This is a genomic window from Parafrigoribacterium humi (assembly GCF_040227205.1).
Taxonomy (GTDB): Bacteria; Actinomycetota; Actinomycetes; order Actinomycetales; family Microbacteriaceae; genus Parafrigoribacterium_A; species Parafrigoribacterium_A humi.
Map to the genome: position 1 here is coordinate 33,105 of NZ_JBELOA010000003.1, position 15,627 is coordinate 48,731.

A 15,627-nucleotide genomic window follows, 5' to 3' on the forward strand; every position below is an offset into this window, starting at 1 on the left:
GCAGCTTTCGCTACGCGTCTCATAACTCCGGCGATCCGACGTCGTGGCCCCGCCGGGCCCGCCCGACCGCGGGAGGTTTTCACTCATCCACGCATGCTGCCGGAGTTATGACGTGACGCCGAGGAGCCTGCGGTTAGCGCGAGCGCGCGTGAGAGCGCAGCGCGCCGCGGATGGCGGCCATGACACGCTCGGGGTGAAACATCACCTGTCGATAGTTGAAGCGCAGAACGATGTATCCGCGGGCGGCGAGAGCGATGTCGCGATCGTAATCACGCTTCTGGTCGATGTCGGAGGTGTGACCTTTGTGCCCATCCGTCTCGACCACCACGCATCCTTCGAGCACGAAGTCCACTGTGCCGATTCCCGGGAAATGCACCTGCGGCACGCATCGCACGCCGGCATCGAAGCAGAGGAGCCGCAGGATCGTCTCGATCCCAGACATGCACCGGGAATCGATCTCATCGCGCAGCGCCGCGAACCTCGAGGGAACCGCGGCGAAGATGCGATCAAGATCGGCGGCCGAGATCTTGTCCTGGTAAAGCGCGCTGTCGAGTGCTGCGACGGCAACCATCCGCGGCTGACACCGGATGATGTGTGCCAACGAATCGACGACGCCAACGCTGTGAAGGCGAGCAGCGCCGACGTCGATCAGCGGCCACCAATGAAGCTCGCAGCCGTCGCGATTGTCTGAGGTGAGCGGCACGAAACGGTCACGAGGGCTACGCAGCCTTGAGGCTTCCCGAGACATCGCGACGTGAGTGAACGGCTGGTCGGGTATCCAGATGCCGTGAAGATCTGCGGCGGATACGCATCCGACCAAGCCACCGATTCGCACGGCTTCCAGAATCGTGCGCTCGGTGCCCGGGAGGGCATAGTGATCGCGCCTCACACGCAGAAGCTGGCCAGAGCGAACAGCGGTGGTGAGCTCCATCGGCGTCATGCCACGGCGCAGGAGCTGCCGCCGGGTTGCGATGCGCGCAGCCGATGGAAATCTGTCAATCACGTCCATGGGACGAGTGTGGAGACCGGAACCCACCCCTCGGAGCCGTGTTGCCCGATCTGTGCAGAGATCCTCGTGGCCGCCTCTTGTGCATAACTCCTGCAATGGCATCGAAACGTCGCTCAGCACGCTCCTCGACGCCTCGATCGCCCGCGCTGAGATTCATCCATAACTCCGGCAGTTCGCGCGGCGCCGACGGCGGATGCGCGTGGCCGTGGGGTTGGCGCGGCAATTCGCGGCGTTCTGCAGGAGTTACGAAAGGGGTGCGAGGAGGAGTTCGTGACGTGGGGCGCGGGAACGGATTCGCCCGCGGCGTTCTGCAGGAGTTACGAAAGGGGGCGGGGTGTCGGAGCGCGGCGGGGAATACTGGCGGGTGCCCGGCGTTGGTACACTCGTAACGCAAGTACGTGCTCCGGGGTCGGTGAAAATCCGAACCGGCGGTTATAGTCCGCGACCTGCGACATCCGTAAAAAGGTGTTGCGGCTGAGCCGGTGAAATTCCGGCACCGACGGTTATGAGATCGCAAGGTCTCTCAGTCCGGATGGAAGGAAGCACGCGCGATGGCACCGTCAATTGACGGCGGTATCGCGGGTTTGCGGATGCCGGTTGTGGTGTTCCGCAGGCTCCCCGGAGCTCGTCTCGACCAGAGACGGAGTAGCCGGATGACCAGTGCAGACAGCAGTGCGCTCACGCCTTCCGGCACGGCAGACGAGGCGTCGTCGGCATCAGCCGCAGCACCTTTCGAGTCCGCGATGCGTCACGCCCTCGACCTCGCTGCTCGCGGCCCCGCATACGGGGTCAACCCGCAGGTCGGCTGTGTGATCCTCTCCCCTGCCCGCGACATCATCGCCGAGGGCTGGCACAGGGGCGCCGGCACGGCTCACGCCGAAGTCGACGCGCTCTCGAAGCTCTCGCCCGGCGAGGCACACGGCGCGACCGCCGTCGTCACCCTCGAACCCTGCAACCACACTGGCCGCACCGGACCGTGCAGCGAAGCCTTGATAGCCGCGGGGATCGCCACCGTGGCCTACGGCGTGAGCGATCCCAACGCGCGCGCCCACGGCGGCGCAGAGCGTCTTCGTGAGGCGGGCGTCGCCGTGATCGGAGGCGTGCTCGTCGATGAGGTTTCAGAAGCGATGCACTCGTGGCTCACCGCCACCAGACTCGGCCGCCCCTTCGTGACGCTCAAGTGGGCATCGAGCCTGGATGGACGTGCCAGCGCAGTGGATGGCACCAGCCAGTGGATCACCGGCACCGCGTCGCGGCAGCACGTGCACGAACAGCGAGCGAGAGCCGATGCGATCGTCGTCGGAACGGGAACCGTGCTCAGCGATGACCCGACACTGACCGCGCGAGGCGAGTCCGGCGAACTACTGCCGCACCAACCCATTCCCGTCGTGGTCGGCGAGCGGGCGATACCGGCGGACGCGAAACTGCTCAGCCACCCGATGCTGGCGGTCGTGACCGGAAGCCGGGATCTGCGCGCCATTCTGGACAGGATGTTCGCCCGCGACATCCGCCATGTGCTCATCGAGGGTGGACCTACGCTCGCGACTGCCTTCGTCGCCGAGGGACTCGTTGACGAGTACCTGATCTACCAGGCGCCGCTCCTGATCGGCGGCGGAGGTGTCGCTCTCAGCGATATCGGAGTCGGCACCCTTGCCGACGCGCGACGGCTTGAAATCACATCGGTGGAGCGACTCGGGGACGACCTGCTGGTCACCGCCAGGCCCGCACACGAGCTGAACAACCCGGAAGAGGGAAAGTAACCATGTTCACCGGAATCATCGAAGAACTCGGCGAGGTGGTCGAATGGCGGCCCTCGGGTGACGCCGCGCGCCTCACCGTACGAGCGCCCCTCGCCGTATCCGACGCCAGCCACGGCGACTCGATCTCGGTCAGCGGCGTGTGCCTCACCGTCGTCGACCAGGGCGCGGACTGGTTCACCGCGGATGTCATGGGCGAGACGATCGCCATGAGCACCCTCAAGAACCCCGCGACCGGCGATCGCGTCAACCTGGAACGCGCGGCGGCACTCGGTGATCGCCTCGGCGGTCACATCGTGCAGGGTCACATCGACGGCACCAGCACGGTGCTCTCCGTCACCGAGGGCAGCGCGTGGCGGATCCTGCGCTTCAGTCTCGACAAGGCGCTGGCCGGGCTCGTGGCACGCAAGGGGTCGATCGCGGTGGACGGTGTCTCGCTCACGGTGAGCGCCGTCAGCGAGCCGGATGCGGCATCCGCCTGGTTCGAGGTGTCGCTGATCCCCGAGACCCTCAGCGCGACAACGCTGGGCGCGAAGGTCGTGGGCGACGCCGTGAACATCGAGACGGACATCCTGGCCAGGCAGGTCGAACGGATGATCGAGGTCGAGCGAGCGTGCGGCATCAACGAAGGGAACGGCAAATGAGTCTCGCCAGCATTCCGGAGGCACTCGAGGAACTGCGCCTGGGTAGACCGGTGATCGTGGTCGACAACGAATCCCGCGAGAACGAGGGCGATGTCATCATCTCCGCTCAGCTCGCCAGCCAGGAGTGGATCGCCTGGATGGTGCGCTACACCTCCGGCTACATCTGCGCCCCCATGCCGAACTGGCTCGCCGACCGGCTCGAGCTTCCCGTGATGGTCGTCGGCAACGAAGACCCGCGCGGCACGAACTACACGATCTCCGTGGATGCCTCCGACCGGCTCAGCACCGGAATCAGCGCCGCGGACCGGTCCCACACCCTGCGCGTGCTGGCCGACCCGGAGTCGACGCCGGCGAGCCTGCACCGCCCCGGCCACATCCTTCCGCTGCGGGCAATGGATGGCGGCGTGCGCGAGCGCGACGGCCACACCGAGGCCGCGGTCGACCTGATGAAGCTCGCGGGCCTCGCCCCCGTGGGCGCGATCTCGGAGATCGTGGAGGACGACGGCGAGATGATGCGCCTGCCCGCGCTGATCGAGTTCGGCGCGAAGGAAGGCGTGCTCGTCATCACGATCGAGTCGCTCATCCAGTTCCTGAACGACCACCACGGCACCGCAGAGGCCGCCGTCACCGGGGCGACGAGCGAGTCGCGGGTGATCTTCGAGGTGGAGACCACGGTGCCGACGGTGCACGGTGAGTTCCGCATCCGCGCCTACCGCGACAAGATGACGGGTGCCGACCATCTCGCGATCATCTCGGGCGAACCCGCCAACGGCGGGCTCCTCCGGGTGCACTCGGAGTGCCTCACGGGCGAGGTGTTCGGCTCTCTCAAGTGCGAGTGCGGCCCGCAGCTGCACGCCGCGCTCGACCTGATCCACAATGACGGCGGCATCGTCATCTACATGCGAGGCCACGAGGGCCGGGGCATCGGCCTCATCAACAAGCTCAGGGCGTATGCCCTGCAGGAGCGCGGCCTCGACACGATCGACGCGAACACCGCACTGGGCTTCCCTGTGGACGGACGCGACTACGGCGCGGCCGTGTCGATTCTCGAGGACCTCGGGATCTCCGAGGCCCGGGTCATCACCAACAACCCCGAGAAGCTGCGCCAGCTGCGCGAGCGCGGCATCACGGTCACCGAGCAGGTGCCGCTCGTGGTGGGTGTCGGCAGTTTCAACGAGGGCTACCTCGAAGCGAAGCGGGATCGGATGGGGCACCTTCTGCCCGACGACGGAACGCTCGATGAGGCGGTCGTCGCCAGCCAGGCCGTGCTGAGCGCGGCAGCAGACATTTTTGAACAGACCAAGAGAGAGCAGGAACTGTGAGCGGCGAAGGCGCACCGAAGACAACCACCACCACGGATGGCACGGGCCTCAAGGTCACCATCGTGGCCGGCACCTGGCACGAGCGGATCGGCGACGGCCTGCTGGCCGGGGCGAAGCGCGTGCTGGATGCCTCGGGCGCCGAGGTGACCGTGCTGCGCGTACCTGGGAGCTTCGAGCTGCCGGTTGTGAGCAAGGCCGCGCTGGAGAACGGTGCGGATGCCGTGGTCGCCCTGGGCGTCATCATCCGGGGCGGTACTCCCCACTTCGACTTCGTCTCCAACGCCGCGACGGACGGACTGGTGCGCGTCGCACTGGACACCGGCAAACCCGTGGGCTTCGGCGTGCTCACCCTCGACGACGAGCAGCAGGGACTGGACCGTGCCGGCCTGCCCGGCTCGAAGGAAGACAAGGGCGCGGAGGCCGCCGAGGCCGCACTCGCGACGGCGCGCATCCTGCAGGGCCTGTCGAACTGACCTCCTGTCCGTAGCGTCGCGGCGGGAGAAATTGTCTCGCGGCAGGAATCGTAACTCCCGCCACGAGACAGTTTCTCCCGCCACAGGGGTCAGCGCGCTAGTCGACGAAGCGGTAGTACTCGATACCGAGGTCCTGGAACTCCGGGGCGTTCTCATGGCCGACGTGGTCCACCACGAACTCTCCGCGCACCGGTATGGCCTCGACCTCCGAGGTGCGACCCTCGTGCAGCGCGAGGTACTGCGCCTGCGTGAGGTCTGTGGGGTTCTCCAGGGCGGCCGCGAAGTTGATGCGCGACGCGGCATCCTTCCAGTTCTGCCCGACCCGCATGGGCAGGGCCTCGGCCGCGTCACCGCTGCCGTAGCCGAGTGCGAGCCATTCCTGGCCCGCGATGTCGAGCCCGTCATCCGCTGCCTGGCGCAGCCCGGAGGCGATCCAGGCCGGCAGTGCGGCCGTGTAGAGGTTGCCGAGGTCACGCATGGCGTCGGAGCCGAGTCCGAGCTTGCCGTCGATGAGGTTCGTCCACACCGGGCTCTTGCGCAGGTACTGGCGCAGTGATTTCGACAGCGGGAAGACATCCTCGGTGTCCTCGCCGACGGTGACGCCATGGCCGCGGAACGGCGACGGTGCGAGAAGTTCGGCGAGCAGGGCATCCGCGTCGATCCCCGCTGCTGCGCAGTATTCGCGCAGCTGGTCGCGGCCGACCTCGTCCGTGGCGAGCGCGAACAGGTAGGACATGAGCCACCCGGTCGCGGGCATCGCCTGGTATGGACGGTGCAGGAAGGCGGCGTCGACCTCGTCGAAGTAGGTGGAGTGACGATAGTCGTCGCCGCGGCGCGCTGCACGCTTGGAGAGCATCGCGGACATCGCGTGGTGGGTCGCATCGATGTAGCAGCTCGTGGAGTATCGGCCGTTGAACACGGGGAGATCCTGCATCTGGCCGTCGTCGCGCGGGGGCTGGCGGAATCGTGCGAAGGGCTTGCGGAAGTCCACGGTGCGATATTCGGAGTCGCTGCCGGATGCCGCCAGGTCGATCTCGAGGAGCGTCGCGTCGCCATCCACCAACATTGCCACCGCGCCGGCGCCCTGCGTCGGCTCACCGCTCGACCCGATCGCGTACTCGGCGATGTCGGCGCAGACCACGATCGCGAGGCGACCGGCGCCGTCTGCGGACAGGTAGCGCAGCGCCGCCTTGAGTCCGTAGACGCCACCGAGACAGGCGTGCTTGAACTCGGGCACTTCGCAGTCCCTGGCGAGCTCAGGACGCCCATGGGCGACGAGCGCGTCGTTGATCATGCCCTTGACGATCACCGCTCCGGCAGAGTTGTCACTGCTGGATTCGGTGCCGAGCGCGAGCATGCCGACGCGCGAAGGGTCGATGTCGTAGTCGTGCAGCAGGCGCCACACGGCGTTCGCGGCGAGGGTGTAGACGCTCTGGCCGGGGCCCCGCATGCGGAAGGAGCGACCGACGACGCCCTGCACCCGGCCCCAGGGTTCACCGTTCCATTCGGACCAGTCTTCGAGACGCACTCGATAGTGGGGAAGATACAAGGACAGGCCACTTATTCCAGGCACCAGAAGTTACCGTTCGCGCTCTCGTTCGTTTTTCGGCCGCAACTGGTTCCCAGTGCACTGTCGATTTTAGCAATGTCGGCGCGGGGTGCGCGCACAGCGAGCTCCCAGCCGCACGGCCCCCGCCTTGTTCACGACTAAAATATTGGAGACGCGATCGGAGCACCAGTGCACAACACCCTCCCCGCTCGCCGCACCGCCGCGGCCCGCGCGCACAGCAATATCGCGCTCATCAAGTACTGGGGCAAGCGGGATACCGCACTCAACCTCCCCGCCGTCGGCTCGATCTCCGTCACCCTCGACGCGCTTCTCACCCAGACCACGGTCAGCTTTCGTGACGACCTCCGGCGGGACGAACTGTTGCTCTCGGGCGAAGCGGCGGACGCGACGAGGGTCGGTGCGTTTCTCGACATCGTGCGCGAGCGCGCGGGCATCGGGGCGCACGCGCTGGTGGAGTCCAGCAATGACTTTCCGACCGCGGCGGGACTCGCGTCCTCTGCGTCCGGGTTCGCCGCACTCGCGGTCGCGGCGAGCGCCGCGGCAGGGCTCGAGCTCGACGAGCGTGAGCTGTCGGTCCTCGCCAGACGGGGCTCGGGGTCGGCCGCCCGCTCGATCTTCGGCGGCGTCGTCGAGCTGCACACGGGCATCCGCGACGATGGAGCCGACTCCTTCGCCGAACCCGTGCTCTCCCCAGACGACTGGCCGCTGAGCATCGTCGTGGCCATCACCGAGCTCGGCGAGAAGAATGTGAACTCCACCGCGGGAATGGGCGAGAGTTCCCTGACCTCACCGTTCTACCCGGCCTGGGTCGAGACGGCGGAGACGGATCTCGCGGCCATGCGCAGCGCCATCGCCGCCCGCGACTTCGACAGGGTCGGAGAGCTCGCGGAGTACAGCTGCCTCAAACTGCACGCGCTCATGCTGTCCACGCGGCCGGCACTGCTGTACTGGAACGCCGCGACCGTTGCCGCGATCCACACCGTGCGCGAGCTGCGCGACGGCGGCATCCCGGTCTACTTCACGATCGACGCAGGCCCGCAGCTCAAGGCGCTGTGCCTGCCAGAGAACGCGGCCCAGGTGGCGGATGCCCTCGGCCGGGTTCCCGGAGTGCGGCAGACGAGAACGAGCGCCCTCGGCCCCGGCGCGCAGCTGCTCTCATGACGGTTGTGCACGCCTCCGCGCCAGGCAAGCTCTTCCTGCTCGGAGAGTACGCCGTGCTGCACGGCGCCCCTGCACTCCTGACCGCGGTCGATCGCCGCGTCTCCGTAAGTATCACGGACTCGGATGACGCCCGCTGGCACCTGCGCACGCCCGGGCTGGCTGACGCGACGGGCTCGATCGTTCTCGGCGCACACGGAGTGATTCCGGGCGACGCCGACGCGGGCACTCGCGAACGGCTGCGCGTGTTCGACGCGGTGCGCGAGACCGTGGCGGGCGCGGTCCCCGGCCTCGGCGATCGCGCCCTCTCCATCGACATCGACAGCACGGCGTTCTTCGCACAGGCGGGCACGGCCGGAGAGGCGCACAAGCTGGGGCTCGGTTCGAGCGCGGCGGTTGCCACGGCACTCACGGCCGCGCTCTCTACTGCCGCCGGGGTCTCGCTGGGTCCGGAGGACATCCGCACTCTCGCGACGACGGCCCACAGGGCCGCACAGCACGGCACGGGCAGCGGCGGAGACGTCGCCACGAGCAGCTATGGCGGCCTGGTCTCGTACGTCCGCGACACCCCTCCGACCCCGCTCACCTGGCCGGAGGAGCTCTCCCTGCTCGTCGTCTCCACCGGCACGGGGAGCAGTACGACCGAACTGGTGGGCCGCGTGAAGGACTACGCGCGCACCGACGCCGACGGGCACCGCGACGACATCGACCGGTTGGCCACGCTCGCTGCCCATGCCGAGGATGCGCTGCGAGCACCGCAGGAATTCCTGCGCCTGGCAGAGGCCTACTTTGAGGCGCTTCTCACGCTGGACGAGCACTGCGCGGCGGGGATCGTGAGCGAGCACCACCGGGCGCTGCACGCGCTCGCGGCACAGTACGGCGGCGCGTTCAAGACCTCGGGAGCGGGCGGCGGCGATGTCGGTCTGGTGTTCGCCCCAGCGGGCGCGGCGATCGAGGAACTGCGCACCGCTTTTGCCCAAGCGGGCGCACAAGCCGTACCGTTGGGATTTGGTGCGAACGGCGTCGAGACGACCGCGGAGCCCACTGAACAGGGGAACACAGGGAACAGGAGCGTGACGACGTCATGAATTCCTCCCGCATCCCCCGCTTCTACCAGTTCGGCGTCGAAGAGCGCCTGCGCGTGCTCTACGAACGCGGCGTGCTCAGCGACACCGACTATCGCGCGCTCGCGACGGGAACGTACATCCTCGACCCGAGCACGGCAGACCGGCTCACCGAAAACGTCATCGGCGTGTTCTCGATGCCGCTCGGGCTCGGGCTGAACTTCCAGATCAACGGCAAGGACTACCTCGTGCCGATGGTCGTCGAGGAGCCGTCGATCATTGCCGCGGTGAGCTCTGCGGCGCGGCTCGTGCGGCGCTCCGGCGGCTTCGAGAGCACGGCGGACGAACCGATGCTCATCGGCCAGGTGCAGGTGCTGGACGTGCCGAATGCCGAGGCCGCGCGGCAGGCCATCCTCGATCGCAAACAGGAGATCCTCGATCTCGCGGACGCGCAGCATCCGAACATGGTCGTGCGCGGCGGCGGCGCGAAAGACCTCGAGGTGTTCCTGCGCGGGCAGACCGCGGGCAATGGCGAGCTGCTCGTGCTGCACCTCCTGGTCGACAGCCGCGATGCGATGGGCGCCAACCTCGTCAACACGATGTGCGAGGCGATCGCGCCCCTCGTGGAGGAGATCACGGGCGGGCGGGTCTTCCTGCGCATCCTCTCCAACCTCACAGACCGCGCGATGGTGCGCTCGCGCTGCGTGATCCCGGTCGACCGGCTCGGCGCCGGTGAGTTCTCGGGCGAGCAGGTGCGCGACGGCATCGTGCTCGCGGCGGAGTTCGCGGAGATGGACCCATACCGCGCGACGACGCACAACAAGGGCATCATGAACGGCATCGATGCCGTGGCCATTGCGACGGGCAACGACTGGCGGGCGATCGAGGCCGCCGCCCACGCCTTCGCCGCCCACTCAGGCACCTATTCCCCCCTCACCCGCTGGTTCACGGATGCCGACGGCAACCTGGTCGGGGAGATCGAGCTTCCCCTGAAGGTCGGCATCGTCGGCGGCCAGGTGGAATCGAACCCGGCCGTGCACATCAGCTACTCGATCCTGGGCGTCGACACGGCCGCCGAGCTCGCCACCGTCATGGCCGCGGTGGGGCTCGCGCAGAACTTCGGGGCGCTCAAGGCGCTCTCCACCGAGGGAATCCAACCCGGCCACATGCGTCTGCACGCGCGCAGCGTCGCGGTCGCGGCCGGGGCATCCGGGGTGCACTTCGATGAGGTCGTGAACCGGCTGGTTGCGAGCGGCGAGGTGAAGGTCTGGAAGGCGCGGCACATCCTCGACGTGCTCGAGGGCCGCATCGCCGACACCGGATCGATCCGCGCGATCCGCACCGCGGCCATCCCCGTGCAGCCCGCCGCCGCGATTCCGGAGCCCGAACGCGCGCAGCAGGGAGCGAGCGTCGGCTTCGGCAAGATCATCCTGCTCGGGGAGCACTCCGTCGTCTACGGTCGCCACGCGATTGCCGCCCCGATCGGGCTCACTATCCAGGCCGAGGTCTCGCGGCGCGAGGCCGGCCTCGAACTCGTGATCGCCCGCTGGGACACGGATGCCGCCTACGACCCGATCGGCGCGGAACTGGCCCTGCAGGTGGCGACCCTGATCGTCGAGAAACTCGGTCTCTCCGGCGTCGGCATGCGCGTGGACGTGTTCCCGCACCTGCCCCGTGCCAGCGGACTGGGTGCCTCAGCGGCCCTCGCCGTCGCGATCATCCGCGCCGTCGCGGATCGCTTCGAGGTCGAGCTGACCGAGGAGCAGATCTCGAACCTCGCCTTCGAGTGCGAGCAGATCGTGCACGGCACCCCGTCGGGGATCGACAACACCGTCGCCACCTTCGGGCGGCCGATCCTCTATCGCCGGGCCGGCGAAGGCGCCGCGGCGTCGGAGATCCGGGATGTCGTCTCGCCGCGGCCGATCCCCGTCGTCATCGGCCTCACCGGGGTGCGCTCGCTCACCTCGCACACCGTCGGTCTCGTGCGGGCGGCGCGGGAGAGGCATCCGGCCAGGTACGAGGCGATCTTCTCCCAGATCGACGAGCTCGTGCTGGCCGGCGCGGACGCGCTTCGCCGCGGTGATGCCGCAGAGCTCGGCGAGCTCATGAACATGAACCACGGGCTGCTCGGTGCCCTGCAGGTGTCGAGCCCGGAGCTCGAGGCTCTCGTCGGGGTCGCGCGGCGCGCGGGCGCCCTCGGAGCCAAGCTCACCGGCGGGGGAGGCGGCGGCGCGATGATCGCGGTCGCAGGACCCGGTGCGGCCGAATCGGTCGGTTCTGCCATGCGCCAGGCCGGTTTCGTGACCTATCTCACCGAGATCCGCTGAGCCTCACGCGACGCACGCGATAGAGTCGGAGCATGGTCATCAACAGCAGCAGGATTCTGCTCGTCATCTGCGCACTGGGTGCGATTGCTCTCGCCGTGCTGTTCGTTCTCAAAGTCGTCTACAACGCGTTCTGACTCCATGCGGCGTCGCCGTGTGACGCCAGCGCCCCTCACGGTCGGAAACGCCCAGCGAGCGGACTGAGAATAGAGGGATGAGCTCCACCACGCGATCGTCTCGCCCTGCGTCTTCCGTTCCCGCTTCCGCCCTGCCATCCTCTGCTCGCGCATCATCTGCCCGGCCCGCCCGCGGCCGCGGCTTCGGGCGTGCCAAGGACGACGGCCCTCGCGCCACCTTCGGTCAGCTGCTGCCATACATCCTGGAGCACAAGAAGGTGCTCTCGCTCGTCGTGATCCTCAGCATCCTCGGCGCGGCCGCGTCGCTCGCCCAGCCACTGCTGGTCAGCCAGGTTATCGCGCTGGTGCAGAAGGGCGAGTCGCTGAGCCTGCTGGTCTGGCTGCTCGTGGGGCTCGTGGTGGCGGCCGGACTCATCAGCGGCTACCAGCACTACCTGCTGCAGCGCACGGGTGAGGGAGTCGTGCTCTCCAGCCGCCGACGCCTGGTCTCCCGGATGCTGAACCTGCCGATCAGCGAATTCGACCTCAGGCGCACGGGCGACCTGGTGTCCCGCGTCGGCTCGGACACCACGCTCCTGCGCGCGGTGCTCACCCAGGGGCTCGTGGACGCGATCGGCGGCTCGCTCACCTTCATCGGTGCCCTCGTCGCGATGGCCATCATCGACCCCGTGCTGCTTCTGCTCACCGTGCTCGTGGTGGCGGCATCCGTCGTCACGGTCGTGACGCTGAGCGGGCGCATCCGGGTGGTGAGTCGCAAGGCGCAGGAGCGCGTCGGCGACCTCGCGGCATCCGTCGAACGCGCGGTCAGCGCCGTGCGCACGGTTCGGGCCGCCGGGGCGACCGAGCGGGAGATCGAGTCCGTGCAGCAGGATGCCGTCGAGGCCTGGAAGATGGGTATCAGCGTCGCGAAGATCTCTGCCCTCGTCGTGCCGATCGCGGGCATCGCGCTGCAGGTGTCGTTCCTCGTCGTGCTCGGGGTCGGCGGATTCCGCGTGGCGAGCGGCGCGATCAGCGTCGCGAACCTCGTCGCGTTCATCCTGTTCCTGTTCCTCATGATCATGCCGCTCGGCACGGCCTTCGGCGCGATCACCTCGGTCAACGCCGCGCTCGGTGCGCTCGGGCGAATCCAGGAGATCATCGAACTGCCGAGCGAGGCAGACGGGGATGCCGAGGGCGCCGCACGCGCGCTGCCGCCGGTGGCCTCCGACGACGCGATCAGCTTCGACGAGGTGCACTTCCGTTACCCGGACGGCGCGATCCCGCCCGCCGAGCGGGCTCCGCAGGTCGAGCCCGTTTCGCAGGCCTCGCCCACCTCTCTGGCCTCCCCCGCCTCTCTGGCCTCCCCCACCTCACAGGCCGAGCTCATCGAGACCTCGCCCACGAGCAACCCCGTCCCCGACGACCGCACCGTCCTCCACGGCGTGAGTTTCAGCGCCCGGCGCGGCGAGCGTACCGCTCTCGTCGGCCCATCCGGTGCGGGCAAGAGCACGATCCTCGCGCTGATCGAGCGCTTCTATGACCCGACCGCCGGGGCTGTGCGCATGGGCGGCGTCGACATCCGCTCGCTCGATCGCGGGGAGCTGCGCGCGCAGATAGGCTACGTCGAACAGGACGCGCCGGTGCTGGCCGGCACGATCCGCCAGAACCTGCTGCTCGGCTCGCCCGACGCGAGCGACGAGGACTGCATCCGCGTGCTGCACGACGTGAACCTCACCGAGGTGCTCGAGCGCGGCGAGAAGGGGTTGGACGCGGCGGTCGGCGAAGACGGCGTCATGCTGTCTGGTGGCGAACGCCAGCGTCTCGCGATCGCGCGCACGCTGCTCGCGGCCCCGCCCATCCTGCTGCTCGACGAGTCGACCTCATCGCTCGACGGCCTCAACGAGCAGCTGTTGCGCGAGGCCATCGATGCGGTGGCCGAGAACCGCACACTCATCGTGATCGCGCACCGGCTCTCCACGGTGGTCGATTCCGACCAGATCGTCGTGCTCGACCACGGCCGCGTCGTCGGCACAGGCACCCATTCGGAGCTGGTGAAGTCCACGCCGCTCTACAAGGAGCTCGCGAAGCACCAATTGCTGGTGTGACATGACACGACAGCCACCGCTGCCAGACTGACCGCCGAAGGCATCCCGTCTGGCGGGAGAAACTGTCTCGCGGCGGGAGAAACCGCTGCCGAACACTCGCTGTGGCGGGAGAAACCGTCTGGTGGAGGGGGTTATAACTCCCGCCACCACACGGTTTCTCCCGCCGCGAGGCACGAACGGGTAGGGGCAGCAGAAGAGTAGAGTTGCGCCCGGCCAGCATCGGTGTCAGGCGAGGGCCCACATCGCTACCGCGGCCGTCGCGGCGACGTTGAGCGAGTCGATGCCGTGCGCCATGGGGATGCGCACGACGGTGTCTGCCGCGGCGAGGGCCTCCGGGGTGAGTCCCTCCCCCTCCGCACCGAGCACGAGGGCGACTCTGGGCGGCGCGGATGCGGCGAACTCGCGCAGGCCGACCGCGTCATCCGTCAATGCGAGCGCAGCGATATGGAACCCGGATGCCGCCAGCAGTTCGCGCGCAGACGGCCAGTCCCCCACGCGCGTCCACGGCACCTGCAGCACCGTGCCCATGCTGACGCGGATCGCGCGGCGGTAGAACGGGTCTGAGCATCTCGGCGTGACGAGCACGGCATCCGCCCCGATCGCGGCGACCGAGCGGAAGATCGCGCCGACGTTCGTGGGGTCTGCGACGTTTTCGAGGATCACGACGCGCCTGGCCGACACCAGCAGTGACTCTGGCGGCGGGAGCGGCGGGCGATCCATCGATGCGATGAGGCCGCGGTGCAGGATGTATCCGGTCAACTCCGCGAGCAGCTCGCCGGGCCCGGAGAATACGGGCACGTCCGGACCGACGAGGGCAACGGTCTCGTCGACGGTGCCGCCCAGTGCAAGCACGGAGCGCACGGAGTGACCCGCCCGCAGCGCCCGCTCCAGCACGAGCGCGGACTCGGCGATGTAGATGCCGCCACCGGTCTTCTTGAGCGCGACGTCGGTGCGGTGTGCGAAGTCGGCCAGTCTCGGATCGTCCAGCGTGGTGATCTCGATGACGGGCATCCGGCACCCCTCTCGTGTTCGCAACTCCGGCAGATCCCCACGGTACCCGAGCTCCGACCGTGCGTAACTCAGGCAGAACAGTCGCGCGACGTGATCACGTGCCCGCAAACTCTGGAGGATGGCGCGGATGGCGAGCAATCTGCCTGAGTTACGAAGGGGGACGCGAGGTCGTGACGGGCAATCTGCCTGAGTTACGAAAGGGACAGGACCCTCAACGACCGCGGCGAATCGAGTACCGCCGGTTCTCGAGTGCGGGGTCTCGGTCACGCGCGGCACGCACCTCGGCCGGATCGAGGTCGAAGGTGGCCGCGGCAGCTTCGAGGCCCAGCTCGCCGATGATGCCGCCGGAGGGTGCGACGAGGATGCTGCGGCCGATCGACACCGGCGGCAGCTGGCAGACCCCCGCAAGGTAGTACGCGTTCTCGATCGACCGCGCCTGCGCGAGCACCCTCCAGTGCTCCGCCTTGCCCTCGCCGGGCACCCAGGACGAGCAGGCGAGCACGAGCTCGGCGCCGGCATCCGCCAGCTCGCGACCGAGCTCGGGGAAGCGCAGGTCGTAGCAGGTCATGAGTCCCACAGTCATCCCGCCGAGCGAGAACACCACGGGCTGCACGGAGGGTGAAGGGGTGATCGATGCAGACTCGCAGAAACCATACGAGTCGAACAGGTGGATCTTGCGATAGCGAGCGAGCAGCGACCCCGAGGAGGAGAGGGCCACGAGGGTATTGAACGGCCGTGTACCGTCGTCGTTGGTCTCCACCACCCCGGCCACGATTGCGATGCCGAGCGATGAGGCGAGCGCGGCGAGCGCGCTAACGAATCGACCGTCCAGAGGCTCCGCCGCGGGCCCGAAGGTAGCGTCGACGACCTTCTTCTCGTACATCGAATACTCGGGAAACGCCACGAGATCCGCGCCGTCGTCAGCGGCACGCTGGGCAAGGCGTTCGATGGCAGCGAGGTTCTGGGCCTTGTCCGTGCCGGAGTCGATCTGCGCGAGGCTCAGTCTCATCCCACTCCTAACCGACGAAAACGACAAAAGCGCCGATGGCCACGGATGTCGTCATCCGTGGCCAT

The 15,627-nt window shown here is 68.1% G+C and carries 12 protein-coding genes and 1 riboswitch; of the genes, 8 read left to right on the top strand and 4 right to left on the bottom strand.

Annotation, left to right across the window (positions count from 1 at the left end; all coding sequences use genetic code 11):
- Positions 1 to 133: 133 nt before the first annotated feature.
- Positions 134 to 1,009, bottom strand: coding sequence for a type IV toxin-antitoxin system AbiEi family antitoxin domain-containing protein (locus tag ABUA28_RS07005; protein WP_349903328.1), 876 nt, complete (start codon positions 1,007 to 1,009; stop codon positions 134 to 136).
- Positions 1,010 to 1,404: 395 nt separating this feature from the next.
- Positions 1,405 to 1,558: riboswitch (FMN riboswitch) on the top strand.
- A gap of 194 nt (positions 1,559 to 1,752) precedes the next feature.
- Between ABUA28_RS07005 and ribD the strand changes: the two genes are divergently transcribed.
- Genes ribD through ribH form a run of 4 tightly spaced genes read left to right on the top strand, consistent with a single transcriptional unit; the run spans position 1,753 to position 5,205 of the window.
- Positions 1,753 to 2,769, top strand: a complete 1,017-nt coding sequence (gene ribD / locus ABUA28_RS07010) for a bifunctional diaminohydroxyphosphoribosylaminopyrimidine deaminase/5-amino-6-(5-phosphoribosylamino)uracil reductase RibD (protein ID WP_349903567.1) — start codon at positions 1,753 to 1,755, stop codon at positions 2,767 to 2,769.
- Between the two features lie 2 nt (positions 2,770 to 2,771).
- On the top strand, positions 2,772 to 3,410 hold the full coding sequence (locus ABUA28_RS07015; RefSeq protein ID WP_349903329.1) for a riboflavin synthase: 639 nt from the start codon (positions 2,772 to 2,774) through the stop codon (positions 3,408 to 3,410).
- Positions 3,407 to 4,732, top strand: a complete 1,326-nt coding sequence (gene ribA, locus ABUA28_RS07020) for a GTP cyclohydrolase II (protein ID WP_349903330.1) — start codon at positions 3,407 to 3,409, stop codon at positions 4,730 to 4,732. The genes ABUA28_RS07015 and ribA overlap by 4 nt, the downstream gene beginning before the upstream one ends.
- On the top strand, positions 4,729 to 5,205 hold the full coding sequence (gene ribH / locus ABUA28_RS07025; protein WP_349903331.1) for a 6,7-dimethyl-8-ribityllumazine synthase: 477 nt from the start codon (positions 4,729 to 4,731) through the stop codon (positions 5,203 to 5,205). The genes ribA and ribH overlap by 4 nt, the downstream gene beginning before the upstream one ends.
- Positions 5,206 to 5,302: 97 nt before the next feature.
- On the opposite strand, the gene ABUA28_RS07030 is transcribed toward ribH, so the two are convergent.
- Positions 5,303 to 6,778 carry a hydroxymethylglutaryl-CoA synthase gene (locus ABUA28_RS07030; protein ID WP_349903332.1) on the bottom strand — a complete coding sequence of 492 codons (1,476 nt, stop codon included), beginning with the start codon at positions 6,776 to 6,778 and terminating at the stop codon, positions 5,303 to 5,305.
- Between the two features lie 165 nt (positions 6,779 to 6,943).
- On the opposite strand from ABUA28_RS07030, the gene mvaD reads away from it, so the two are divergent.
- The 4 genes from mvaD to ABUA28_RS07050 all read left to right on the top strand — a co-directional run bounded on the left by mvaD (position 6,944) and on the right by ABUA28_RS07050 (position 13,542).
- The gene (mvaD, locus tag ABUA28_RS07035; protein ID WP_349903333.1) at positions 6,944 to 7,936 is read left to right on the top strand and encodes a diphosphomevalonate decarboxylase; all 993 of its coding nucleotides are present in this window, start codon (positions 6,944 to 6,946) and stop codon (positions 7,934 to 7,936) included.
- On the top strand, positions 7,933 to 9,021 hold the full coding sequence (locus ABUA28_RS07040; RefSeq protein ID WP_349903334.1) for a mevalonate kinase family protein: 1,089 nt from the start codon (positions 7,933 to 7,935) through the stop codon (positions 9,019 to 9,021). The genes mvaD and ABUA28_RS07040 overlap by 4 nt, the downstream gene beginning before the upstream one ends.
- Positions 9,018 to 11,324, top strand: a complete 2,307-nt coding sequence (locus ABUA28_RS07045; RefSeq protein ID WP_349903335.1) for a hydroxymethylglutaryl-CoA reductase, degradative — start codon at positions 9,018 to 9,020, stop codon at positions 11,322 to 11,324. Before ABUA28_RS07040 ends, ABUA28_RS07045 begins: the two co-directional genes overlap by 4 nt.
- Positions 11,325 to 11,535: 211 nt before the next feature.
- A complete protein-coding gene (locus ABUA28_RS07050; RefSeq protein ID WP_349903336.1) occupies positions 11,536 to 13,542 on the top strand; it encodes an ABC transporter ATP-binding protein in 2,007 nt (668 codons plus the stop codon).
- Positions 13,543 to 13,767: 225 nt separating this feature from the next.
- Here the strand turns inward: ABUA28_RS07050 and ABUA28_RS07055 are convergent, their stop codons facing one another.
- Positions 13,768 to 14,553 carry a TrmH family RNA methyltransferase gene (locus ABUA28_RS07055; RefSeq protein ID WP_349903337.1) on the bottom strand — a complete coding sequence of 262 codons (786 nt, stop codon included), beginning with the start codon at positions 14,551 to 14,553 and terminating at the stop codon, positions 13,768 to 13,770.
- Between the two features lie 211 nt (positions 14,554 to 14,764).
- Positions 14,765 to 15,562 carry a carbon-nitrogen hydrolase family protein gene (locus ABUA28_RS07060; RefSeq protein WP_349903338.1) on the bottom strand — a complete coding sequence of 266 codons (798 nt, stop codon included), beginning with the start codon at positions 15,560 to 15,562 and terminating at the stop codon, positions 14,765 to 14,767.
- Positions 15,563 to 15,627: the final 65 nt, after the last annotated feature.

Coding starts and splice junctions, on each gene's coding strand:
- ABUA28_RS07005 (WP_349903328.1), bottom strand. CDS start 1,009: ATGGACGTGATTGACAGATTTCCATCGGCTGCGCGCATCGCAACCCGG.
- ribD (WP_349903567.1), top strand. CDS start 1,753: ATGCGTCACGCCCTCGACCTCGCTGCTCGCGGCCCCGCATACGGGGTC.
- ABUA28_RS07015 (WP_349903329.1), top strand. CDS start 2,772: ATGTTCACCGGAATCATCGAAGAACTCGGCGAGGTGGTCGAATGGCGG.
- ribA (WP_349903330.1), top strand. CDS start 3,407: ATGAGTCTCGCCAGCATTCCGGAGGCACTCGAGGAACTGCGCCTGGGT.
- ABUA28_RS07040 (WP_349903334.1), top strand. CDS start 7,933: ATGACGGTTGTGCACGCCTCCGCGCCAGGCAAGCTCTTCCTGCTCGGA.
- ABUA28_RS07045 (WP_349903335.1), top strand. CDS start 9,018: ATGAATTCCTCCCGCATCCCCCGCTTCTACCAGTTCGGCGTCGAAGAG.
- ABUA28_RS07050 (WP_349903336.1), top strand. CDS start 11,536: ATGAGCTCCACCACGCGATCGTCTCGCCCTGCGTCTTCCGTTCCCGCT.
- ABUA28_RS07055 (WP_349903337.1), bottom strand. CDS start 14,553: ATGCCCGTCATCGAGATCACCACGCTGGACGATCCGAGACTGGCCGAC.
- ABUA28_RS07060 (WP_349903338.1), bottom strand. CDS start 15,562: ATGAGACTGAGCCTCGCGCAGATCGACTCCGGCACGGACAAGGCCCAG.